At 69.4% G+C, this 22,264-nt stretch carries 19 protein-coding genes; 8 read left to right on the plus strand and 11 right to left on the minus strand.

Translation table 11 applies throughout. The features are described from left to right. Positions 1-15: 15 nt before the first annotated feature. From HV783_RS17640 to xsc, 9 genes are all read right to left on the minus strand, one after another. Positions 16-408 (minus strand): nuclear transport factor 2 family protein, encoded by a 393-nt coding sequence (locus HV783_RS17640; protein ID WP_064526043.1) that lies wholly within the window; start codon positions 406-408, stop codon positions 16-18. A 149-nt stretch (positions 409-557) separates the two neighbouring features. Further along, the gene (locus tag HV783_RS17645) at positions 558-1,550 is read right to left on the minus strand and encodes a CobW family GTP-binding protein (protein ID WP_175189580.1); all 993 of its coding nucleotides are present in this window, start codon (positions 1,548-1,550) and stop codon (positions 558-560) included. A gap of 1 nt (position 1,551) precedes the next feature. After that, entirely contained in the window at positions 1,552-3,228 is a 1,677-nt protein-coding gene (locus HV783_RS17650; RefSeq protein WP_175189581.1) for an amidohydrolase, read from the minus strand. Next, complete coding sequence (locus HV783_RS17655; protein ID WP_175189582.1) at positions 3,221-4,852, minus strand: dipeptide ABC transporter ATP-binding protein; 1,632 nt, start codon at positions 4,850-4,852, stop codon at positions 3,221-3,223. Before HV783_RS17655 ends, HV783_RS17650 begins: the two co-directional genes overlap by 8 nt. Next, positions 4,852-5,754 (minus strand): ABC transporter permease, encoded by a 903-nt coding sequence (locus tag HV783_RS17660; RefSeq protein WP_049074140.1) that lies wholly within the window; start codon positions 5,752-5,754, stop codon positions 4,852-4,854. Before HV783_RS17660 ends, HV783_RS17655 begins: the two co-directional genes overlap by 1 nt. Further along, the gene (locus HV783_RS17665; protein ID WP_175189583.1) at positions 5,751-6,719 is read right to left on the minus strand and encodes an ABC transporter permease; all 969 of its coding nucleotides are present in this window, start codon (positions 6,717-6,719) and stop codon (positions 5,751-5,753) included. The genes HV783_RS17660 and HV783_RS17665 overlap by 4 nt, the downstream gene beginning before the upstream one ends. 10 nt (positions 6,720-6,729) lie before the next feature. Then, a complete protein-coding gene (locus HV783_RS17670) occupies positions 6,730-8,265 on the minus strand; it encodes an ABC transporter substrate-binding protein (protein WP_254603932.1) in 1,536 nt (511 codons plus the stop codon). Positions 8,266-8,447: 182 nt separating this feature from the next. Then, positions 8,448-9,377 carry a bifunctional enoyl-CoA hydratase/phosphate acetyltransferase gene (locus tag HV783_RS17675; protein WP_144657596.1) on the minus strand — a complete coding sequence of 310 codons (930 nt, stop codon included), beginning with the start codon at positions 9,375-9,377 and terminating at the stop codon, positions 8,448-8,450. 4 nt (positions 9,378-9,381) lie between these two features. After that, positions 9,382-11,193 carry a sulfoacetaldehyde acetyltransferase gene (xsc, locus tag HV783_RS17680; protein WP_063583568.1) on the minus strand — a complete coding sequence of 604 codons (1,812 nt, stop codon included), beginning with the start codon at positions 11,191-11,193 and terminating at the stop codon, positions 9,382-9,384. Positions 11,194-11,353: 160 nt separating this feature from the next. Between xsc and HV783_RS17685 the strand changes: the two genes are divergently transcribed. The 6 genes from HV783_RS17685 to HV783_RS17710 all read left to right on the plus strand — a co-directional run bounded on the left by HV783_RS17685 (position 11,354) and on the right by HV783_RS17710 (position 16,684). Beyond that, positions 11,354-12,115, plus strand: a complete 762-nt coding sequence (locus HV783_RS17685; RefSeq protein ID WP_054504298.1) for an IclR family transcriptional regulator — start codon at positions 11,354-11,356, stop codon at positions 12,113-12,115. Between the two features lie 131 nt (positions 12,116-12,246). Further along, positions 12,247-13,635 (plus strand): ATP-dependent RNA helicase DbpA, encoded by a 1,389-nt coding sequence (gene dbpA, locus HV783_RS17690; RefSeq protein WP_054504299.1) that lies wholly within the window; start codon positions 12,247-12,249, stop codon positions 13,633-13,635. Between the two features lie 174 nt (positions 13,636-13,809). Further along, positions 13,810-14,217, plus strand: coding sequence for a DoxX family protein (locus tag HV783_RS17695; RefSeq protein ID WP_049074147.1), 408 nt, complete (start codon positions 13,810-13,812; stop codon positions 14,215-14,217). Between the two features lie 252 nt (positions 14,218-14,469). Then, a complete protein-coding gene (locus HV783_RS17700) occupies positions 14,470-14,628 on the plus strand; it encodes a hypothetical protein (RefSeq protein WP_006385045.1) in 159 nt (52 codons plus the stop codon). Between the two features lie 31 nt (positions 14,629-14,659). Next, positions 14,660-16,021: a YXWGXW repeat-containing protein gene (locus tag HV783_RS17705; RefSeq protein ID WP_175189584.1), complete on the plus strand. Its 1,362-nt coding sequence runs from the start codon at positions 14,660-14,662 to the stop codon at positions 16,019-16,021. A gap of 123 nt (positions 16,022-16,144) precedes the next feature. Further along, on the plus strand, positions 16,145-16,684 hold the full coding sequence (locus tag HV783_RS17710; RefSeq protein WP_175189585.1) for a peroxiredoxin: 540 nt from the start codon (positions 16,145-16,147) through the stop codon (positions 16,682-16,684). Positions 16,685-16,700: 16 nt separating this feature from the next. Here the strand turns inward: HV783_RS17710 and HV783_RS17715 are convergent, their stop codons facing one another. Continuing rightward, entirely contained in the window at positions 16,701-18,149 is a 1,449-nt protein-coding gene (locus tag HV783_RS17715) for a CoA transferase (RefSeq protein WP_175189586.1), read from the minus strand. Between the two features lie 301 nt (positions 18,150-18,450). Here HV783_RS17715 and phrB point away from each other — a divergent pair, with 301 nt between their 5' ends. Continuing rightward, positions 18,451-19,869, plus strand: a complete 1,419-nt coding sequence (gene phrB / locus HV783_RS17720; protein WP_064526028.1) for a deoxyribodipyrimidine photo-lyase — start codon at positions 18,451-18,453, stop codon at positions 19,867-19,869. Between the two features lie 168 nt (positions 19,870-20,037). Further along, entirely contained in the window at positions 20,038-21,729 is a 1,692-nt protein-coding gene (locus tag HV783_RS17725) for a methyl-accepting chemotaxis protein (RefSeq protein WP_175189587.1), read from the plus strand. Between the two features lie 57 nt (positions 21,730-21,786). Here HV783_RS17725 and HV783_RS17730 read toward each other — a convergent pair whose 3' ends face one another. Beyond that, positions 21,787-22,122 (minus strand): hypothetical protein, encoded by a 336-nt coding sequence (locus HV783_RS17730; protein ID WP_081273528.1) that lies wholly within the window; start codon positions 22,120-22,122, stop codon positions 21,787-21,789. Positions 22,123-22,264: the final 142 nt, after the last annotated feature.

The raw sequence follows: 22,264 nt of genomic DNA on the forward strand, positions 1-22,264 counted from the left end.
GGTGGCGGCGTCGGCTCAGGCGCGGGCCGGCAAGGCCGGGCGTTGCTTGCGGAAGGCATTCTTGACGCGGATCTTGCCGTCCTGGAAGGTGAACACGTCGACCATGTCGGCCTCGACCCGCGAGCCGTCCGCGGCCGTGCCGGTGAAGGTGCATTCCGACACGCCGCGCTCGCCCGCCACCCAGTGGCGGCCGTTGTTCCACTGCGCATCCGGGAAGTTCTTCCAGGCCGCTTCGAAAGCGGCGCGGACCGCCTCGCGGCCGCTGTGCCGGGCGCCCCAGCGCTCGGGGCCCCCCACCGTTTCAAAGACGCAGTCCTCGCTCATGAAGGACATCAGGGCGTCGATATCGTGGCGGTTCCATGCGGCCGCGAACTCGGCCAGCATGTCCACGGTGACGGTCTTTTGCATTGCCTACCCTCCTCGATCGCCGGGCGCGACGTGCGCCCAGGCTCCATGCCCAAGGTACGCGGGGGGCCTGGGCAGGGTCTAGAACCAGACGCGGCAAATCGCTTGCACCAGAACGGCCCCGCCGGCGCGGCGTCTGCCTTCACGACGCCTCACGTAGCGCCTGACGTGGCGCCTGACTCGGCGGCGGGCGCCAGCCGCGCGTCCAATTCATCGACTTGCGCCGTGCCGCGCATGCCGATGAATACCAGCGACGGCGAACGCACCCCGGCGGGGCGCGCCGCCCGCGTATCGAAGCGCACCCGGCGTCCGGCCAGTTGCACCAGCACCCAGCCATGGCGTTCGGTGCGCACCCAGCCCTTGGCCCGCAGCCAATGGCGCGGCAACTGCCGCAGCGCATCGGCCAGGCGGTCGGCATGCAGCATGGCGGGCGCGGGCCAGAGCCAGCTCTGGAACGGATGTTGCGGCTCGTCGGCGTCCATGGCGTGCGCCGGTCCGGCCGCCGCGTGGCGGTGCGCCGGATCGCAGCAATGCGCCGCGCAGGTTTCATGGCCGCGATCGCCCGCGCCGAGCAAGGCGCCCAGCTCCACCCGCGCCTCGCGCGTCGTTACGATCGGCGCCCCGCCCGCCTGCGTCCGCAGCCAGTCGCGCAGCGCCGGCAACGCGGCGGCGGGCAACAGGTCCGTCTTGTTCAGCACCAGCAGGTCGGCGGCGCGCAATTGGCGTTGCGCCGTGTCGGCCAGCAGCGGATCGGCAAGCGTCTCGCGGATGGCGCCGGCGTCCACCAGCACCACCACCGCCTCCAGTTGCAGCAGCGGATCCGACAGGCCCACCTGCGCGATGCGCCCGGGGTCGGAAACGCCGCTGGCCTCGATCACGATCCATTCGGGCGCTGGGTCCAGCGCCAGCACCCGCGCCAGCGCGTCGTCCAGGCCGCCCGCCATCGAACAACAGACGCAACCGTTGGCCAGCCGGATCACGTTGTCGGCGCGCTCGGCCAGCAGGCCGGCGTCGATATCGACCGGCCCGAAATCGTTGACCAGCACCGCGGCGCGGCGGCGGCCGGTCGCCAGCACGTGGTTCAGCAAGGTGGTCTTGCCGGCGCCCAGGAAACCGCCCACCACCGTCAGCGGGATGCGCGCCATGTCAGGCGGCCTGGAGCGCCAACGGCCGGCCGCCGATGACCGTGCCGAGCACCTCGATGTCCTTGAGCCGTTGCGGCGGCACGTCCAGCGGATCGTCGCGCAGCACGCAGAAATCGGCGTGCTTGCCGACCTCGATCGAGCCGACCAGGTGGTCCATGTGCAGTGTGTAGGCCGCGCCCAGGGTGATGGCATGCAACGCCGCCTCGACGCTGATGCGCTCGGACTCGCCCAGCACCCGGCCCGAGGCGGTCTGGCGGTTGACGGCGCACCAGGCGGTGAACAGCGGCCCCAGCGGCGTGATGGGCGCATCCGAGTGGATGGCGAACGGCACGCCCGCGCGCGCGGCCGAGGCGCAGGCGTCCATGCGATTGGCGCGGTCCGGCCCCATGGTCAGGGCATGGTGGGCGTCGCCCCAATAGAAAATGTGGTTGGCGAACAGGTTCACGCACATGCCCAGGCTGGCCATGCGGCGGAACTGGGCGGCATCGGCCATCTGGCAATGCTGCAGCGTGTGGCGGTGATCGCGCCTCGGGCTGCGGCGCAAGGCGCGGTCGATGGCGTCGATCGCCAGCTCAGTGGCTTCGTCGCCATTGGTGTGGATGTGCAACTGCGCGCCGGCGTCGTGATAGGCCTGCACCAGACCGTCCAGCTCGCCCGGCGCGATCACCCAGATACCGTTGGGCGCGCCGTTGTAATAGCCCGGCCAGCGCACCCTGGCGGTGAAGCCCTGGATGGAGCCGTCCACCACCAGCTTGACCATGCCCAGGCGCAGCTTGCCATGATTGAGCCGGCCCGCCTCGCGCAGCTTCGCCAGGCAGGCGGCCGGGTCGCCGGCGTAGGTCAGCGCCGACGCCGCTGGCACGATGCGCACCGGATAGTCGGGCTCGGCCGTGACCCGCGCCAGCGTCGCCAGGCCCTCGTCGCCCAGTTCGTTGACGAGATCCGTGGCGGTGGTGACGCCGGCCCACTGCGCCACCTTGCCGAACATGCGCAGGCCGTTTTCCGACAGGCCCACGGTGCGGAACGGATTGCCGATCAGCCGCATCACCGGAAACATGGCGGCGAATTCGCACAGCTCGCCGCTGGGCTGGCCGTCGGCGAAGCGGCTGATGCCTTCGATATCCGTATCGCGGTCGATGTCGGCACGGGCCAGCATCGGCGTGTTCACATTCATGAGATGCATGCTGGCGTGCATCACCACCACCGGCCGGTCGGCCGACACCGCGTCCAGGTCGCGCACGCTCATGCGCTGGCCGCCGAAGAAAATGGGATCGAAGCCCCAGCCGATCAGTGTCTGTTCCGGCGCCAGGCCGGCGGCGAATTCCCGCAGGCGCGCGGCCACCGCCGCGAAGCTTCGCAGGCCCGGCCACACGCGGCCGTCGGGCCCGCGGCGGTCGTAGTAGCCGACGTAGGCAAACTGCCACATGCCCCCTTCCGGCAGATGGCAGTGCCCCTCCACCAGCCCCGGCATCAGGACGTGGTCGGCGTAGCGCTCGTCCAGGTCGGCGGGTCCCCAACCGGCCAGGTCTTCGCGGCTGCCCACGCCCAGGATGCGGCCGTCGCGCACCGCCACGTGCGTGGCGCGCGGCTGGGCCGGGTTCATCGTCAGGATGGCGCGGGCGGCAAAAATGGTGGTGCGGGCGGCTTGCGCCGGTCCCGGATGCGGGGCGTCATGCATGCTGCTTGCTCCTGTTCGTGATGTCCGACAGCGCCTGAAGGTCGGGCTTGTTCCAGGCCTTGCCCGGCACCGAATCGATCAGGCGGCGCGTGTATTCGTGTCGCGGGTGGTAGAAAATCGTGGCGGCGCGGTCCAGCTCCACCAGTTGCCCGTGCCGCATCACGGCGATGCGGTCGCAGATCTGCGCCGCGACGCGCAGGTCGTGCGTGATGAACAGCACCGACAGATCGAACTGGCCGCTGATGGTCTTGAGCAGGTCCAGCACCTGCGCCTGGATCGACACATCCAGCGCCGAGACCGCCTCGTCGGCCACCAGCAGCCGCGGCTTGAGCGCCAGCGCGCGGGCGATGCCGACCCGCTGGCGCTGGCCGCCCGAGAACTGGTGCGGATAGCGCTCCCCCGCGTCGCCGCCCAGTCCCACCAGGGCCAGCAGTTCGCGGGCCTCGCGCAGCGCGGTCTGGCGGCTCTCGCCAAAGCCGATGGGCCCCTGCGCGACCGAATCGATCACGCGCTGGCGCGGGTTGAGCGAAGCGTAAGGGTCCTGGAACACCATCTGGATCTGACGCCGGTAGGGCCGGAAATCCCTTGGCGTCATGCCGACCAGTTCGCGGCCGTCCAGGCGCACACTGCCGCTGTCTGGCGCCACCAGCCCGATCAGCGCGCTGCCGAGCGTGGACTTGCCCGAGCCCGATTCGCCCACCAGCCCCAGGGTCTCGCCCTGGCGGATCTCCAGCGAAATATCCCGCAATGCCTCGACCCGGCGGCCTCCGGTGACGTAGGTCTTGCACAGCTTGGCCACGGTCATCAGCGGCGGCGTGGCGGCGGCCTCGTCCTTGCCCTCGGGCTTGTGCGGCACCGCCGCGATCAATTGACGGGTGTAGGGATGTTGCGGCCGGTTCAGGATCTCGGCGGCCGCGCCCGCCTCCACCACCGCGCCGTGGCGCATCACCACGATGCGGTCGGCAATGTCGGCCACCACGCCAAAATCATGGGTAATGAAAATGACGCCGATCCCCATGCGCCGCTGGATGTCCTTGATAAGTGCCAGGATCTGCGCCTGCGTGGTCACGTCCAGCGCGGTGGTGGGCTCATCGGCGATCAACACGTCCGGCTCCAGCGCCAGCGCCATCGCGATCACCACGCGCTGGCGCTGACCGCCGGACAACTGGAATGGAAAGGCCGCGTACATGGCGCGGGGATCGGGCAGCAGCACCTGACCGAACAGCTCCAGGACCCGCTGCCTGCGCGCGTCGGCGTCCATGTCCGTGTGCCAGGCCAGCACCTCCTCCACCTGCCGGCCCACGCGCATGACGGGATTGAGCGCGGTCATGGGCTCCTGGAACACCATGCCGAACCTGCGGCCGCGCAGCCCCTGCCATTCGGCCGCCGACAGGCCGACCAGGTCGCGCCCGTCGTACAGGATACGGCCCTGGGTCACGCGCAACTGATCCGGCGGCAGCAGGCCCATGATGGCCTGCGCGGTGACCGACTTGCCCGATCCCGACTCCCCCACCACGCACAGGATTTCGTTGCGGTTGACGGTGTAGGACACGCCGCGCACCACCACCGGGCCGCCGTGGGCGGCGGACACGCCGAGATCGCGGACTTCAAGCAAGGCGCTCATCAGCTTCTCCGTTTGCTGGCCAGCTTGGGATTGAGGGCATCGTTCAGGCCGTCGCCGATCAGGCTGACCGCCAGCACCGTCAGGAAAATGGCCGCGCCCGGCAACGTCACCGCCCACCAGGCAGTCAGGATGTAGGGGCGGTTGCTGCCGATCATCAGGCCCCAGCTCATCACGTTGGGATCGCCCAGCCCCAGGAACGACAGGCCCGCCTCGAACAGGATGGCGGTGCCGATGGCCAGCGTGGCCGAGACGATCAGCGGCGCCAGCGCGTTGGGCAGGATCACGCGCCAGATGATGCGCGCGTTGCTGGAGCCGATCACTCTTTCGGCCAGCACGTATTCGCGCCGCTTCAGGCTCAGGAATTCCCCGCGCGCCAGGCGCGCGGTGGCGGTCCAGCTAACCACGCCGATGGCCACGGCGATGGTGCCGAGCGACGGCGAGAACAGCGTCACCAGCACCATGGCGAACAACAGCGCCGGCAGCACCTGGAAGAACTCGGTGATGCGCATCAGCGTTTCATCGACCCAGCCGCCGTAGTAGCCGGCCAGCGCGCCCACGGTGATGCCGATGGCCATCGACAGCACCGCCGCCACCACGCCGACCAGCAAGGTGGCGCGCCCGCCATGGATGATGCCGGTCAGCACGTCCCGGCCCATATAGTCCGAGCCCAGCAGCAGCTCGCCGCCAGGCGGCTCCATCGGCGCGCTGGCGATCTCGAAGGGATCGGCCGGCATCACCAGGGGGCCGATCAGCACCACCGCCAGGATGGCGGCCAGCAACAGCAAGCCGATCAGCGCGCCCGGATTGCGGGCGAACGCGCGCAGCGCTTCGTACGATGGCCGCGCCGCACGGGCGGCCGCCGGCGCGGGCGCGCCGGACAAGGCGGGAGGAACGTGGCTCATGAGGTCTTTATCCTGGGATCGATCAGCCGGTAGGCCAGGTCGGTAAGCTGGTTCATCACCACCACCAGCAGGGACGCGAACAGCAGGATGCCGAGCAGGGTCGGATAGTCGCGCCGCAGCACGGAATCGAACGCCAGCCGGCCCAGCCCCGGCCAGTTGAAGACCGTTTCCACCAGGATGGCGCCGGCCAGCACGTTGCCGAATTGCAGGCCGAGCATGGTCACCACGGGCAGCACGCCGTTGCGCAGCGCGTGCCGGTACAGCACGGTGCGCTCGGGCAGGCCCTTGGCGCGCGCGGTGCGGATGTAGTCGGCCGCCAGCGCATCCATGACGCTGGCGCGCGCCAGCCGGCTGTACTGCGCCAGGTACACGAAGGCCAGCGTGAAGGCCGGCAGCACCAGGTGGTGCAGCACGTCCAGCGCGCCGGCCCAGCCGCCCTCGGGCCCGCCCGCCGAGCGCATGTCCGACACCGGGAACCACGGCAGCAGCGACGCGAACAGGATGATCAGGATGATGCCGGTCCAGAACACCGGCGCAGAATAGCCCACGATCGACAGCAGCGTGATGCCCTGCGACAGCGGCCCGTTGGGCTTGCGCGCCGCCAGCGCCCCCAGCGCGGTGCCCGCCAGGAAGGCGCTGGACACCGACGTCAGCACCAGCAGCAGCGTGGCCGGCACCCGCTCCCAGATCAACTGCGCCACCGGCAGGTTGAAGAAGTAGGAATAGCCCAGGTCGCCGCGCGCCACCTGCGACAGATACAGCCCCAGTTGAACCAGGAACGGCCGGTCCAGCCCGTACTGGGTGCGCAACTGGGCCCGCAGTTCCTCGCTGATGCCGCCCATGGAGCCGGCGATGGTCTCGACCGGATCGCCCGGCGAGATGTGGATCAACACGAAGTTAAGCGTCACCACCGCCAGCAGCAGCACCACGGCATAGCCGATGCGACGCGCGAGATAGCGCAACATGGCCGCTCTCCTATTGCAGCCAGGTGTCGTCCAGCGGCGACAACAGGCCCCAGATGCCATCGGGCAGGCCATGCACCTTCCTGGAGGACAGCGTGTGGTACGGGATGACCGTCAGGAAATCGATCGGCAGGTCCTCGGTCACGATCTGCTGGAACTGCGCATACAGCGCGCGGCGCCGGGCCTCGTCGGTTTCGGTGCCGGCCTGCGCCAGCAGTTCGTCGACTTTGGGATTCCTGTAGGACTGCGTGTTGGTCCAGATGATGTCGCGGATATTGCTCGACAGATAGGTGCGGTGCACGCCGATCACCGGATCGCCCCAGTTAAAGACAATGTCGGTGGTCATGTCGAAGTCATGGCTGGCGATACGCTTGGCCCAGGTCGGAAAATCGGGCGAGGCGCGCACCTGCACCGCGATGCCGATCTTCTTCAGCTGGCTGCGCAGGTATTCGGCGACGTTCTTGCCCTGCACGTCGCTGCCCGGCATGTAGTCGACCGTCAGCGCCATGCGCTCGCCCTTGCCGTCCTTCTTGAAGCCGGCTTCATCCAGCAACTGCTCGGCCTTCTTCAGGTCCAGCGGATACTTTTTCAGGTCCTGGGTCGCGTAGGGACTGGAGGCCACGATCGGCCCGTCCGCCGGCTTGGCGAAGCCGGCGTTCAGCGCCTTGGTGATGAACCCCTTGTCGGTGGCGTAGGCGATGGCCTGCCGCACGCGCACGTCGTCCAGCGGCTTGCGCGCGGTATTGAACGCCAGCCAGCCAAGCGCGCCGATGCCCTCGTAGCCGCGATCGGTCATGACGATCTGCGGATTGTCCTTGGCGCGGCGCAGGATGGTCGGCTCGGTCATGTACGGCAGCACGCCGATGTCGCCGCGCTCCAGCCCGATCAGCAGGTTGGTGGCGTCGGGATTGATCTTCACCACCACCCGGTCCAGGTAGGGCTTGCCCTTTTCGAAGAACTTGTCGAAGCGCTCCAGCACGATCTCCTGGCCCGGCTTGAAGTCCTTGAGCGTAAAGGGGCCCGAGCCGACCACGTTGGCCGAATTGCGCGGATGGTTCTTCAGGTCCTGCCCGTCGCCATAGATGTGCTTGGGCAGCACCGGCATCAACGCCGGCGACAGCGCCAGCAGGATCGCCGGATGCGGTTTGCTCATGCGCAGCACGGCGGTGTAGGGATCGGGCGTGTCGACGCTTTCGACGGGCGCCAGCATGCTTTGGAACGGATGATTCTGCTTGACCGCCATCACCGAGAACGCCACGTCCTCGGACGTGACCGGCTGGCCGTCGTGGAACAGCGCGTCGTGGCGCAGGTGCAGGGTCAGCGATTTGGCGTCCGGCGCCAGCTCCCACGACTGCGCCAGGTAGGGTTGCGGCTTCCAGTTGGCGTCGTAGCGCAGCGGGCTGGCGAACAACTGGGCGCTGGGCAGCGCCGTGGCGATGCCCGATTGCACCGCGCCATTCAGGTGCCGCGGCACCTGGGTCGAGCCGATCACCAGCGTGCCGCCCGGCTTGGGCGCGTCGGCGGCCCGCGCCGCGTGCGTGCCGGCCATCAAGGCCCATGCTGTCAGTATTGCGGCAAAGCCGCGTGTCGCGCTGCGCATCATCCACCCCTTGGCATTGTTGGCATGAGCCATTCAAACGATGGCTATGGCGCTAGCCTAGTCAACCCGGGGGGTCCGGCTTAGTACCAAACCGCCGGACTTGATGGTGCCAGGCCGGCGGGCGACCCGATTCAACGCGCGCCGGCCGCCAGCGCCCGCGCATACAGCGCCGCCACCGCGCAGCTGTCGACCCGCGCCTGCACCGCGTCCGAGCGGCTGGTCAGCAGCACCGGCACGCGCGTGCCCAGCACCAGCCCGGCGGTGGCCGCGCCAGCCAGCCAGGTCAGTTCCTTGTAGAGCATGTTGCCGGCCTCGATATCGGGCACCAGCAGGATGTCGGCATCGCCCGCCACCGGCGAGACGATGCCCTTCTGCTCGGCCGCCTGGCGCGAGATGGCGTTGTCGAACGCCAGCGGACCGTCGATCTGGCCGCCGCGGATCTGCTGGCGGTCGGCCATCTTCGACAGGGCCGCCGCGTCCAGCGTGGCCGGCATCGCCGGGTTGACCGATTCGGTGGCGCACAGCACCGCCACCTTGGGCCGCGCCACGCCCAGCGCGCGCGCGAGGTCGATGGCGTTCTGCGCGATGTCGGCCTTCTCCTGCAGGGTCGGGGCGATGTTGACGGCGGCGTCGGTCAGGATGAACAGCTTGGGATACGCGGCCGCCGCCATCACGAAGGCATGGCTGATGCGCCGGCCGGTGCGCAGGCCCGATTCGCGCGCCACCACCGCCGACATGAAGTGGTCGGTGTGCAGACTGCCTTTCATCAGCATGCCGACGGCGCCGTCGCGCGCCAGGCCGGCGGCGGCGCGCGCGGCGGCCACCTCGTCGTCGGGCGTGTCGACGATCTCCAGCGAGCCGGCACGCAGGCCCAGTTCGGCCATCAAGGCCGCCAGCCGGGCCGCCGGCCCGACCAGCAGCGGCTCGATGTAGCCGGCTTCTCGCGCCTGCACCGCGGCGCCCAGGCTGGACGCGCACAGCGGATAGGCCACCGCCGTGCGCACCCGCCCCGCCGACAGCGCCGCGGCCCGCAGCGGCTCGAACAAGCGGTCGCTGGCCATGGCGTCAGCCGCGCACCGGGTCGATCGGCAGCGGCACCTCGCCCGGCTGGAACGGCTGGTTGACGTAGCGCTTGTACTTGTCCAGCAGGCGCAGCGGCTGCTTGAGCGCGTCGCGGCGGAACGGATCGCCCAGCTCCTGGCTCACCATCATCTCCAGCACGGTGGTCTTGCCCTCGGACTGCGCCTTGCACGCGGCCTGCAGCGCCGCGCCGACCTGGTCGGCATGCTCGACCCGGATGCCCTCGGCGCCCATGGCCCGCGCCAGTTCCGCGAAGTTGGGATTCTGCAGGTTGCTGCCGACGAAACGGCGGCCGTAGAAATCCACCTGGTTCTTCTTTTCCGCGCCCCACTGGCCGTTGTGGAACACCACCGCCGTCACCGGGATGCGTTCGCGCACGCAGGTCAGCAGTTCCTGGAAGCTCATGCACCAGGCGCCATCGCCAACGTAGGCCACCGCCGGCCGGTCCGGGCGCCCAAGCTTGGCGCCGATCAGCGCGGGCAGCGCGTAGCCGCAGTTGCCGAAGCTCATGGCCGCCAGCATCGAATCCGGTTCGTCGAAGCGCAGGTAGCTGTTGGACACCGAGCAGATGTTGCCGATGTCGGTGGACACCATCACATGCTTGGGCATGGCGCGCTCCAGTTCGCGCAGCATGCGGCGCGGATGCATGCGGCCGCCGCCGTGCTCGATGATGTCCAGGCTCCAGTCGTCGCGCTCGTGCGACCAGCCGTCCAGTTCCTTTTCCCAGGCGCTTTTCTGCGCCGCGATCTCTTCGCCGCGCGCCGCCTTGGTGGCCACGCAGGCGACCTCGCGATCGCGCAGTTTCGCGGCGAGCGCCGCCGCCGCCGGCTTGGCGTCGCCGCAGATGCCCACCGACACCGGCCGCACCAGGCCCAGCATGCGGTGGTCGGCGTCGACCTGGATGATGCGCGCGTTCTGCGGCCAGTAGTCCAGCCCGTGCTGCGGCAAGGTGCCGAAGGGTCCCAGGCGCGTGCCCAGCGCCAGCACCACGTCGGCCTGCGACAGCAGCTTCATGCCGGCCTTGGAGCCCTGGTAGCCCAGCGGCCCGCACCACAGCGGATGGCTGGCCGGGAAGGCGTCGTTGTGCAGGTAGCTGGTGACCACCGGCGCGCCCAGCAATTCGGCCAGCGCCACGCATTCGGCCTGGCCGGCCGAGAACAGCACGCCGCCGCCGGCGACGATCACCGGGAATCTGGCGCTGGCCAGGAGGCGCGCGGCCGCTTCCAGGTCCTCGTCGGACCCCGGGCCGCGGCGGATGCGGCGCGGCTCCGGAATCGCCACGTCGATCTCGCCATAGAAATAATCGCGCGGGATGTTCAACTGGGTCGGGCCTCGCTCGGCCAGCGCGTTGTCGAAGGCCTTGGCGGTGAATTCGGCCATGCGGTCGGGGCGGTTGACGTGCGCCTGGTACTTGGTGATGCGCGAGAAGATCGGCAACTGCTCGGTTTCCTGGAAGCCGCCCAGGCCCATGCCGGACGTGCCGGTCTCGGGCGTGATCGCCACCACCGGGCTGTGGGCCCAGTAGGCCGCGGCCACGCCGGTGACGAAGTTGGTGATGCCCGGACCGTTCTGCGCGATGCAGACGCCGTGGCGGCCGGTGACGCGCGAATAGCCGTCGGCCATGTGGGCGGCGCCCTGCTCGTGCACCGTCGGCACGAAGCGGATGCCGGCGGCCGGGAACAGGTCCAGCGCGTCCATGAAGGCCGAGCCGACGATGCCGAAAACGTCCTTGACGCCCTGCGCCACCAGCGTCTCGACGAACGCTTCGCTGGGGGTCATGTGTTGTTTGCTGCTCATGGTCTCTCTCCTGGCGGACCGGCGCGGCTTGGATTGCATATTGGCCGGGGTGAACCGATACTGCAGCAGAACTCCCGCATTTCCCACCCTGCAGCGTTCCATTTTCTGCAGAATCCGCATCAACCTGGCGGCCTTTCGCCAAATCTTCAAATATTGAAAGATGAAAGACGAATCCTCCGCGGCGCTGCGCGCGCTATCCCTGCTGGAACAGGTCGCCGGTTCCGAGACGCCGGTATCGCTGGCGGCGCTGACCGAGGCCACCGGCCTGCCCAAGCCATCCGTGCTGCGCATCGTGTCGCGGCTGGTGGACGCCGGCATGCTGCTGCGCGAGCCCGCAGGCAAGAGCTACATCACCGGCCCGCGGCTGGCGCTGCTGGCGCGCGACACCCTGCTCAATTCGCCGCTGCGGGCCGAGCGCCACCGCATCCTCGACAGCCTGGTCGACGAGATCGGCGAAACCTGCAACTGCACCATGCTGGACGGCGACGAGGTCATCTACCTGGACCGGGTCGAGACCGCCTGGCCGCTGCGCGTCAACCTGCAGCCCGGCTCGCGCGTGCCGCTGCATTGCAGCGCCAGCGGCAAGCTGTTCCTGGCGCACATGCGGCGCGAGGCGCGCGCGCGGCTGCTGGCGGCGGCGCCGCTGCCGCGCTACACGCCCAACACGCTATGCGACGCGGCGGCGCTGGAACGCGAGCTACTGGCGATCCGCAAGGAAGGCGCCAGTTTCGACCGCGAGGAATTCCTGCTGGGCATCGTCTGCATGGCGGTGCCCATCATGCGCGGGCGCCGCGCCATCGCCGCCGTGGCGCTGCACGCGCCGATGGCGCGGCTGTCGATCGACGGCGCGCGCGCCTGGCTGCCGCGCATGCAGGAAGCGGCGCGGGCGCTGGCGGGCACCTACGAACCGTCGGCCGGATAGCGCCACGCGCCCCCGAATTGGCGCGCGCCCGGAGGCCGGTGCGTGCGCCGGTCCGGGCGCCCTCGGGACCCGCAGGCCTTACACTGTCGGCCGAATCCGTATTTATCGCAGTTCCTGCGAGAGCCCCTGCCGTGACCCAGACGCCCTTTACTTCCCTGCCCCTTTTGCCCGCCCTGCTCGATAACCTGCAAAGCCTGGGGTTCGAGCAGATGACGCCGATCCAGGCGCAAAGCCTGCCGCTGATCCTGGAAGGCCGCGACCTGATCGCGCAGGCCAAGACCGGCAGCGGCAAGACCGCTGCCTTTGGCCTGGGCGTGCTGCAGAAGCTCGATCCCACCCGCCTGACGCCGCAGGCGCTGCTGCTCTGTCCGACCCGCGAGCTGGCCGACCAGGTGGCGCAGGAGCTGCGCCGGCTGGCGCGCCAGATTGCCAACGTCAAGATCCTGACGCTGTGCGGCGGCGCCGCGGCCCGCCCGCAGGCCGAATCGCTGGCGCGCGGCACCCACATCGTGGTCGGCACGCCCGGCCGCATCCAGGACCACCTGGAACGCGGCAGCCTGGACCTGTCCGGCCTGACCACGCTGGTGCTGGACGAAGCCGACCGCATGGTCGACATGGGCTTCTACGACGACATCGTGGCGATCGCCTCGCATTGCCCCGCCAAGCGCCAGACCCTGCTGTTCTCGGCCACCTACCCCGACAACATCCGCAAGCTGAGCGCGCGCTTCCTGCGCAACCCGGCCGAGGTCAAGGTCGAGGCGCAGCATGACGCCAGCCGCATCGAACAGATCTTCTACGAGATCGACCCGGCCGAACGCCTGGACGCGGTGGCCAGGCTGCTGGCGCATTTCCGCCCGGTCTCGACGCTGGCCTTCTGCAACACCAAGATCCGCAGCCACGATCTGGTCGAACGCTTGCAGGCCGACGGCATCAGCGCCCTGGCGCTGAACGGCGACCTGGAACAGCGCGAGCGCGACGAGATCCTGATCCAGTTCGCCAACCAGAGCTGCGCCGTGCTGGTGGCCACTGACGTGGCCGCGCGCGGCCTGGACATCCAGAACCTGGGCGCGGTCATCAACGTCGACGTCACCAAGGACACCGAAGTCCACGTGCACCGCATCGGCCGCAGCGGCCGCGGCGACCAGAAGGGCCTGGCCCTGAGCCTGTGCTCGCCCGACGAAATGCGCTGGGCCAACCTGATCGAGCAATACCAGGGCGCGCCGCTGACCTGGGGCGACCTGAAATCGCTGCGCCCCAAGGCCGACCGTCCCCTGCGCGCGCCCATGGTGACGCTGTGCATCCAGGGCGGCAAGAAGGACAAGCTGCGCCCCGGCGACCTGCTGGGCGCCCTGACCGGCGACGGCGGCCTGGCCTTCGAGCAGGTCGGCAAGATCAACATCACCGAGTTCAACGCCTACGTGGCGCTGGACCGCAAGATCGCCAAGCAGGCTTTCTCGCGCCTGTCCAACAGCAACATCAAGGGCCGGCGCTTCCGCATGCGCTATCTCGAGGAACTGTAAGCATTCGTCAGCACCGACTGGCCGTCCCCCCGGCAAAACGCTTGCTGGTCACATTCCGGATTTGTAATAATGGCCCACCCCGCGCCAGCCGGCGCGGGAGCGGGAACCAAAGGCTCGGCGTGCGCTCCAACCGGCGCATCGCATCCCCCTTAACCACCATAAGAGAAATCCACCATGATCAAATCCGACGACACCGGCAAGCTGATCCTGCGCCTGACCCTCGGCATTCTGATTCTGCTCCATGGCCTGTTCAAGATCACCGGCGGCGGCGTCGGCGGCATCGCCGGCATGCTGTCCTCGCACGGCCTGCCCGGCTTTCTGGCCTACGGCGTCTACATCGGCGAAATCATCGCGCCGGTGCTGCTGATCATCGGCGTCTACACCCGCCTGGGCGGCCTGATCATCGCCATCAACATGGTGGTCGCGATCCTGCTGGCCCATACCGGCCAGATCGGCAGCCTGACCAACAACGGCGGCTGGGCGCTGGAACTGCAAGGCATGTTCCTGTTCACGGCCCTGGCCATCGCCTTCATGGGCGCCGGCCGCTTCAGCCTGGCCGGCAACGGCGGCCGCTGGAACTGACCGCCCCGGCGCCTCGCGCCACCCCTCAAGGCCGCCGCGAGGCGGCCTTTTTCATGGACGGCCGGCCGCTGGGCCGCGGGCCGGAACAATTGCTACGAACGACATCAACGGTCACGCCGGCGCAAACATCCGTCACCTGAAAGCTGTTTCGGATCCATTACAGACCCAGAACTCGCCCCCGCGGTCATGGCCTAATCCCTACGAGCCCAAGGAAGGCGTGACGCACGCCAGGCGCTCGGCAGGAGATCCCAAATGAAGAAGACGATTCTGTTGATGCTGGCGATGGCCAGCGCCCTGACCGGCTGTGTGGTGGTGCCGGCGCGCCCGGCTTATTACCGGCCGGCGCCTGCTTATTACTATTACCCCGCGCCGCACTATTACTATCACGGTGGCTACTACCACGGCTATTGATCCGCGCGCCGCGCCGCGCAAAGGAAACGCCATGAATGCCCTCGCCCCGCTTCCCCGCCTGCGCCCCCTGGCCGCCGTCGTGCTGATGACCGTCTGCGCCGGCGCAATGGCGCAGACGTACGCGCCGCCCGCCGCTCCAGCCGCCCCCGCCTACGACAACGGCGATCCCGCCAATGCCAACCTGGCGCCGATCGACCGCAGCCCGCAACCGCCTCCGCCCCTGCCGGTCTACACGCAGCCGCCCGCCCCCGGCGACGGCTACATGTGGGTGCCGGGTTACTGGAGCCTGAATCGCTACGGCTACTTCTGGGTGCCTGGCGCCTGGGTGCTGGCGCCCTACACCGGCGCGCTGTGGACCCCGGGCTACTGGGGCTTCGTCGACGGCGTCTACCTGTGGCATGCGGGCTACTGGGGGCCGCACATCGGCTTCTACGGCGGCGTCAACTACGGCTTTGGTTATATCGGCATCGGCTACGTCGGCGGTTACTGGGATCACGACCGCTTCTTCTACAACCGCGCCGTGACCAACGTGAATGTCACCCGCGTCACCAACGTCTACAACCACACGGTGGTGGTCAACAACAATATCGACAACCGCCGCATCAGCTACAACGGCGGCCCGGCCGGCATCCAGCGCCGGCCCGACCCGCGCGAGGTCGCCGCGCGCAACGAACCACACCATCCGCCCACCGACGTGCAACGCGGCTTCGTGCGCGAGGCCGGCGGCAACCGCGCCCAGTTCTTCGACCACAACCAGGGGCGGCCGCCGCAGGCGTTCGTGGACCATGCGCCGGGCCGCGGCGGGCCGGCTGCGGGACCGCGCCCCGGCGCGGGCCAGGGCAATGGGCCTGGAAATGGGCCAGGATATGGCCCAGGAAACGGTCCGGGAAGCGGCGCGCAGAATCGACCGGGCAATGGCCCGGACCGTGGACCGGGCGCCGCGACGCCCGGCGGCCCGCGGGCGGATTTCAATCGTGGCGGTGCCGGCGGCCCGCCTGCTGCGCAGGCGCCGGGGCAGCAGGCCCGCCCGCCGCAGGCACAGACGCCCGGCCAACCGCAAGCGCGGCAACCGCAAAACGCGCCGCAGGCCCAACCGCCGAGTCAAGCGCAATCGAGGCCGCCACAGGCCCAGCCGCCCAGTCAGATGCAATCGCGACCGCCGCAAGCCCAGCCCCAGGCACGGCCGCAGCAAGGGCCGCGTCCCGGCCCGGCCCCGGACAACCTGGCGCCCCGTGCGCCACGCGAGTCGCACGCGGCCCCCGCCAACCGCCCCGAGGCCCGGCCCCAGGGCAATCCGCAGCACGGCGGCGGGCGGCCATCCGGCGGCCAGGAACCGCAACGCGGCGGTGGCGGCGAGCGAGGCGCGCCGCATGAACGGGGTGGCCGCGACTGACCTCGCAACCACGGCCGCGTCGTCCGCCGGGCTGGATTCCTGCGGACGACGCGGCTACAGTGGTCAGGCCCGGCCCCGTCGATGTCCACGCGGCCCACGGCCCATCGATTCGCGGAGACCCCTATGAAGCGCCTTGCCCCCCTGTTTCTCGCCTGCGGCCTGCTGGCCGGCCCCGCCGCCCAGGCCGCCCTCAACGTCGGCGCGCCCGCGCCCGACTTCAGCGCCCAGGCCTCGCTCGGCGGCAACGTGTTCACCTTCAAGCTGGCCGAGGCGCTCAAGAAGGGTCCGGTGGTCCTGTATTTCTACCCCGCCGCGTTCACGGCGGGCTGCACCATCGAGGCCCATGATTTCGCCGAGGCCACCGACGAATACAAGTCGCTGGGCGCCACCGTCATCGGCGTCTCGGCCGACGACATTGACACCCTGAACAAATTCTCGGTCAGTGCATGCCGCAGCAAGTTCGCGGTGGCCGCCGATGGCGACGGCAAGATCATGAAGGCCTACGACGCGGTGCTGGACGCGCGGCCCGAGCGCGCGCAACGCGTGTCCTACGTGATCACGCCCGATGGCAAGATCCTGTACGAATACACCAACATGAATCCCGAGGCCCACGTCACCAACACCATGAAGGCGCTGCGCGACTGGAAGGCCGGCAAGAAATAACGCGGCCGCGATGCCGTCAATTGAACGGCCACACCGTCGGATGCGTGCCGGGCGGGCTGGACGGCCGGGTCCAGCGGGCCGGCGTGAGCGAGAACTGCGCGGCATGGCGCATCGCGATCAATTCGCCGAACCCCGATGCCTCCGTTTCCATCATGCCCTCGAAGCCTGGCATGGCGCGGTTCAGGCCGCCTTCGATGCGGCCCAGCGTGCGCAACCAATGCGCGGTCTGCGCCAGCGACACCTGTACATGCCAACTGCCGCCCTCGGTGGCCTGGCGCGCCAGCGCCACCTGTGCGCCGAACGCCATCAGGTAGCCCGAGGCGTGATCCAGGATCTGCATCGGCAGCGCCCTGGGCGCGTCCTGGCCAGCGGCCTCGGCCTCGGCATGGTTGAAGCCGGCGGCGGTCTGCACCAGCGAATCGAAGCCGCGCCGGCCCGACCATGGGCCGGAGGCGCCGTAGGCGGACAGGGACACGTAGACGATGCCCGGCCGCAGGCGCGCCGCGTCCTGCGGACCGAACCCCAGCGCGGCCATGCCGCCGGGCCGATAGCCCTGCACCAACACATGCGCGCTGCGCAGCAGATTGGCCAGCGCGATGCGGCCGTCGGCGGTGTCCAGGTCGGCGTGCACCGACAGCTTGCCGCGGCTGGTGTCGATCAGGTTGGCGATATTGGGCAGGTGCGGCGAATTCACCAGCATCACGTCGGCGCCGTAGGCCGCCAACGCCCGGCCACAGACCGGGCCGGCGATGATGCGGGTCAGGTCCAGCACGCGGATGCCCTGTAGCGGGCGCGGATCGTGCCCATACTTGGGCAGGGGCCGCGGGTCGGCCTCGCCGATGCGCTCGACCGTCAGCAGCGGCTGAGCCGCGATCGCCTGCCCTTGGGGGTGGCGGTCCCATTCATCGAAACTGCGCATGGCGGTGACCACCATGCCTGCGTCCGCCGCCACCTGCTCGAAATCCTGCGCGCGCCAGCGGCCCAGCGCCTGCTCGACCGCTTCGCGGGTGGCGCCGTCGCCGGTCGGACAGCCCAGCAAGGCCAGGGCGCCGTCGCGATGGTGCGGAAAATTGGCGTGGATGCGGACCCAGCCGCCATCGCCGCAGCGATACACGCCAGTGATCGGATCGCGCGGATCCGGCGAGGCGCCGTTGATGAGGAAGTGGCTGCGGCATTCCTGCGCCGCGTGCAGCATGTCCACGCCAACCTGCTGCCGCTCGCCGCCACGCAGATGCCACAACTCGGCCGCGGCCAGCGCCGCCGCCGCCATGCTGACCTGGGCCGCCGTCCCCACCGCGAATGAGGACGGCAGCACCGGCTCGTTACCGATCAGCACCACGTGCTCGAGCGATTCGCCGGGCAGGTCGAAGGAACGCCACAGATCCTGCAATACATCGCCTGGCGTCTTGGCGGCGGGTGCGCGTCCCCTCAGGAAGGACGCGCGGAAATCCATCAGATGTCCCATGGCGTTCATTCTTTGCTTTGTCGGTAATTGGATTACATGGCGCGGGCCGCGGCGGCGTCAATAAGGCGGCGGCGCCAGCGTGTTTCATGGTTTGACCGCCGGCCGGGCGGCATCGCCCGGGCATCCGCCGTCCCCCCCTGCGCCCGCTGGCGGCGCACGCGCCGTCACCGCCGTCACATCTACTCGTAGTTTTTACATGGTGTGGGCAGCCGCCCGGCTCGCGGAGGCGCCGCCGGGGCGCGATAGAATGCCTGCCTTTGCCGCGCCCTTCCCGCCGCCCCTTTCCGGAACGACCGCCCTCATGCATACCCTGATCTGGCTGCGCACCGACCTGCGCCTGCACGATAACCCCGCCCTGGCAGCCGCGGCGCAGGCGGGCACGGTCACTGCCCTGTTCATTGCCGCGCCGGGCCAATGGCGCCGCCACGGCGAGGCGCCGGCCAAGGTCGACTTCTGGCTGCGCAACCTGCGCGAGCTGTCGCGGGACCTGGGCCGCCTCGGCATTCCGCTGAAGCTGCTGACGCTGGACACCTGGGACCAGGTGCCCGAAGCGCTGGCCGGTTTCTGCCGTGAACACGGCATCGCGCAGGTGCACGCCAACACCGAATGGGCCGTCAACGAGCGCCGCCGCGACGACGCCGTGGCGCAGCGGCTGGCCGAGGCCGACATCGACTGGCACCTGCACCACGGCGCCTCGCTGCTGCGTCCGGGCACCGTGGTGACCGGCAAGGGCGACTGCTACCGTGTCTACACCCCATATGCGCGCGCCTGCCGCGAACGCCTGCGCAGCGCCCCGCTGCGCGCGACGCCGGCGCCCAGGCCGCAGGCCGCGCCGGCCTGGCAGGCCGACCCGCTGCCCGACGCGTTCGACGGCTACCCGCCCGCCAGCGACGCCATCCGCGCGCTGTGGCCGGCCGGCGAGACCGCGGCGGGCGAACGACTGGACGCCTTCGTCGATGGGGTCATCGACGCCTATCGCGACGAACGCGACTTCCCCAGCCTGCCGGCCACCAGTTGCCTGTCCCCGTACCTGGCCGCCGGCGTGCTGTCGCCGGGCCAGGCCCTGCGCGCGGCGCAGGCGGCCAACCACGGCGAGCTGGAGAGCGGCAATGCCGGGGCCGCCACCTGGATCAACGAACTGCTGTGGCGCGAGTTCTACCAGCATCTGCTGGCGGCCTGCCCCGAATTGTCGATGCACCGGCCGATGAAGCCGGAAACCGCCGCGGTGCCGTGGCGCGACGCGCCCGACGACCTCGCGGCCTGGCAGCAGGGCCGCACCGGCCTGCCGATCGTCGATGCCGCCATGCGGCAATTGCTGGCGCTGGGCTGGATGCACAACCGGCTGCGCATGGTCACGGCCATGTTCCTGTCCAAGAACCTGCTGATCGACTGGCGCCTGGGCGAAGCCTGGTTCATGGCGCACCTGGTCGACGGCGACCTGGCGGCCAACAACGGCGGCTGGCAATGGAGCGCGTCCACCGGCGCGGATTCCGTGCCCTACTTCCGCGTTTTCAATCCGCTGTCGCAATCGCGCAAGTTCGATCCCCGCGGCGTGTTCCTGCGCGAATGGCTGCCCGAGCTGGCCCACCTGGACGACAGCGCCATCCACGATCCCAGCCCGATGGAACGCGCGGCGGCCGGCTATCCCCTGCCCATCGTCGACCTGGCGCAGAGCCGCCTGCGCGCGCTGGAGGCCTTCGGCAACCTGCCCAAGGCCTGAGCCGGCCGGCCAAAAATCGTCCATCACATCACGGCCCAGCCCGCTTGCGGCCGTTTACGTTTCGCATCGTTTCAAAATATTTTGATGTAGATCAACCCGGCGATATCGCCCGTCCCCGATGATCCGGCAGCAGCAACACGCCCCCGCCCATCAGAGGACGAAAGACGCATGCGCAACAACCAGCCGGTCTACGACAAGGAATACACGCTTCACGACGAGCAGTACCTGATCTCGCGCACCGACGCCCGCGGCCGCATCATCTACGCCAATCCCGCGTTCGTGGAGGTCAGCGGCTTCGCCCGCGAGGAACTGGTGGGCGCGGCCCACAACATCGTGCGCCACCCCGACATGCCGGAAGAGGCGTTCGAGGACCTGTGGCGCACCATCCAGCGCGGCGAATCCTGGACCGGCGTGGTCAAGAATCGCCGCAAGGATGGCGGCTTCTACTGGGTGCTGGCCAACGTCACCCCCATCATCGAGCGCGGCGAGACGGTCTGTTATGCCTCGGTGCGGGTCAAGCCGACCCGGGCCCAGATCGACGCCGCGGACGCGGCCTACCGGCAACTGCGCGCCGGCACCGCGCGCGGCTTCAGGCTCAGCCGCGGCCAGGTCAAGCCGACCGGCCTGCGCGGCGTACTGGCGCGTCTCAAGATTTGGCGCCTGACCGGCGTGCGCTCGCGCATGCTGGCCTGGGCCATGCTGGCTTCGACGCTGTTCCTGGGCGCGGCCGGCGTGGCGCTATACGGCATGCTCGACCGCATGAGCACCGAGGAGATCGCGCTGGCGGCGGCCATGCTGGCCGGCGGCGTGATCCTGATCTTCGCCTCGGGCTGGGGCTTTGCCCGCTCGATCACCGGCCTGCTGGTCACCGCCACCGACTTCACGCGCCAGATCGCCGCTGGCAACCTCAGCACGCCGCTACCCCCCGCCAGCATCCGCGACGAGATCGGGGCCCTGAAATTCTCGTTGGAAGTGATGCGCAAGAGCCTGGTCAGCATCACCCGCGACGTCCACAGCGGCATCGAAAGCGCGCTGACCTCGGCCGCCGAAATCGCCGATGGCAATGCCGACCTCTCGGCCCACACGCAGCGCCAGGCAGCCTCGCTGGAGGAAGCCGCGGCCAGCATGGAACAACTGGCGTCCACGGTGAAACAGACCGCCACCAACGCGCACGGCGCCGACCAGATGGCCAACCAGGCGTCCGACGTGGCCAAGCGCGGCGGCGAGGTTGTGGACGACGCGGTGCGGGCGATGCAGGGCATCGTGCAAAGCACCGCGCGCATCCGCGAGATCGTCGGCATCATCGACGGCATCGCCTTCCAGACCAACATCCTGGCGCTCAATGCCGCAGTGGAAGCGGCCCGCGCCGGCGAGGCCGGCAAGGGTTTCGCGGTGGTGGCCTCCGAAGTGCGCAGCCTGGCGCAGAAAAGCGCCACGGCAGCGCGCGAGATCAAGGAACTGATCGAGGCGTCGAACCACAAGGTCGAGGACGGCGTGCGCCACGTCGAGCGCGCCGGCGAGGCCATGCTCGACATCGTCGGCTCGGTGCAGCAGGTGACCCAGATCGTCAACGAGATTGCCGCCACGTCCAACGAGCAGCACACCGGCATCGACAACGTCAGCCGCACCATCTCGGAAACCGACAGCGCCGCGCAAAGCAACGCGGCGCGGGTGGAGCAGGCCAGCCTGGCGGTCGACAACCTGCGCACACGCGGGGCCCAACTGCGCCACGCCATCGAGGTGTTCCGCATCGCCGGCGCCCAGACCGTGTTGCCCAAGCGCGCCGCCGCGCCCGTGACAGCGGCGTTGATCACCGCGCCCCGGCAAGGACAACCATTGCTGGAACGGCGCCCCTCATAGCCCCGGCGCCGGCGTGGATTCGGGCGCGGACCCGGCCGGCCAAGCGGCAATAGCGGGTCACTCTTGCGGCGCGGCGGCCTCCTTGTCGAGCCGCTTGATGAATACCAGCAATTCCTTCTCGACCTGCTTGTCGCCGCGCGCCTGCGCGGCCTTCAGGCCCGACTCCCAGGCGGCGCGGGCGCCAGCCTTGTCGCCGCGGCCGAGGCAGGCCTTGCCCAGCCACTTCCAGGCCACCGAGTAGGCCGGATCGAACACCAGCGAGGCGCGCAGATGCGTCTCGGCGTCGCCGTAGCATTCCTGCTCGGCGTAGGCCTTGCCCAGCGAGAATCGCAACAACATATTGTCGGTGCCTTTGGCCAACATGGTTTCCAGTCGATCGATCATTTCCCGCATGCCCGGCCTCCTTTGCGCCGCTTGCGCTGACTGCGATGGCACATGATAGGCCGCGGACCGCCCATCGGCGGCAATGGCCCCGCGCCGCGCAGGGAAAGCGGCGGCGCATTGCACAAGCATCGGTTTCCTTGCGTTTCAAGCA

It is taken from the genome of Achromobacter dolens (assembly GCF_902859745.1).
Taxonomy (GTDB): Bacteria; Pseudomonadota; Gammaproteobacteria; order Burkholderiales; family Burkholderiaceae_B; genus Achromobacter; species Achromobacter dolens.

Bases quoted from the DNA above. Each gene is read 5' to 3' on its own strand.
- HV783_RS17655 (WP_175189582.1), bottom strand. From the start codon at position 4,852: ATGAGCGCCTTGCTTGAAGTCCGCGATCTCGGCGTGTCCGCCGCCCAC.
- xsc (WP_063583568.1), bottom strand. From the start codon at position 11,193: ATGAGCAGCAAACAACACATGACCCCCAGCGAAGCGTTCGTCGAGACG.
- HV783_RS17650 (WP_175189581.1), bottom strand. From the start codon at position 3,228: ATGCATGACGCCCCGCATCCGGGACCGGCGCAAGCCGCCCGCACCACC.
- HV783_RS17725 (WP_175189587.1), top strand. From the start codon at position 20,038: ATGCGCAACAACCAGCCGGTCTACGACAAGGAATACACGCTTCACGAC.
- HV783_RS17685 (WP_054504298.1), top strand. From the start codon at position 11,354: ATGAAAGACGAATCCTCCGCGGCGCTGCGCGCGCTATCCCTGCTGGAA.
- HV783_RS17700 (WP_006385045.1), top strand. From the start codon at position 14,470: ATGAAGAAGACGATTCTGTTGATGCTGGCGATGGCCAGCGCCCTGACC.
- HV783_RS17730 (WP_081273528.1), bottom strand. From the start codon at position 22,122: ATGCGGGAAATGATCGATCGACTGGAAACCATGTTGGCCAAAGGCACC.
- HV783_RS17710 (WP_175189585.1), top strand. From the start codon at position 16,145: ATGAAGCGCCTTGCCCCCCTGTTTCTCGCCTGCGGCCTGCTGGCCGGC.
- HV783_RS17665 (WP_175189583.1), bottom strand. From the start codon at position 6,719: ATGTTGCGCTATCTCGCGCGTCGCATCGGCTATGCCGTGGTGCTGCTG.
- HV783_RS17715 (WP_175189586.1), bottom strand. From the start codon at position 18,149: ATGGGACATCTGATGGATTTCCGCGCGTCCTTCCTGAGGGGACGCGCA.
- HV783_RS17670 (WP_254603932.1), bottom strand. From the start codon at position 8,265: ATGGCCGGCACGCACGCGGCGCGGGCCGCCGACGCGCCCAAGCCGGGC.
- HV783_RS17645 (WP_175189580.1), bottom strand. From the start codon at position 1,550: ATGGCGCGCATCCCGCTGACGGTGGTGGGCGGTTTCCTGGGCGCCGGC.
- HV783_RS17695 (WP_049074147.1), top strand. From the start codon at position 13,810: ATGATCAAATCCGACGACACCGGCAAGCTGATCCTGCGCCTGACCCTC.
- phrB (WP_064526028.1), top strand. From the start codon at position 18,451: ATGCATACCCTGATCTGGCTGCGCACCGACCTGCGCCTGCACGATAAC.
- HV783_RS17675 (WP_144657596.1), bottom strand. From the start codon at position 9,377: ATGGCCAGCGACCGCTTGTTCGAGCCGCTGCGGGCCGCGGCGCTGTCG.
- HV783_RS17640 (WP_064526043.1), bottom strand. From the start codon at position 408: ATGCAAAAGACCGTCACCGTGGACATGCTGGCCGAGTTCGCGGCCGCA.
- HV783_RS17660 (WP_049074140.1), bottom strand. From the start codon at position 5,754: ATGAGCCACGTTCCTCCCGCCTTGTCCGGCGCGCCCGCGCCGGCGGCC.
- HV783_RS17705 (WP_175189584.1), top strand. From the start codon at position 14,660: ATGAATGCCCTCGCCCCGCTTCCCCGCCTGCGCCCCCTGGCCGCCGTC.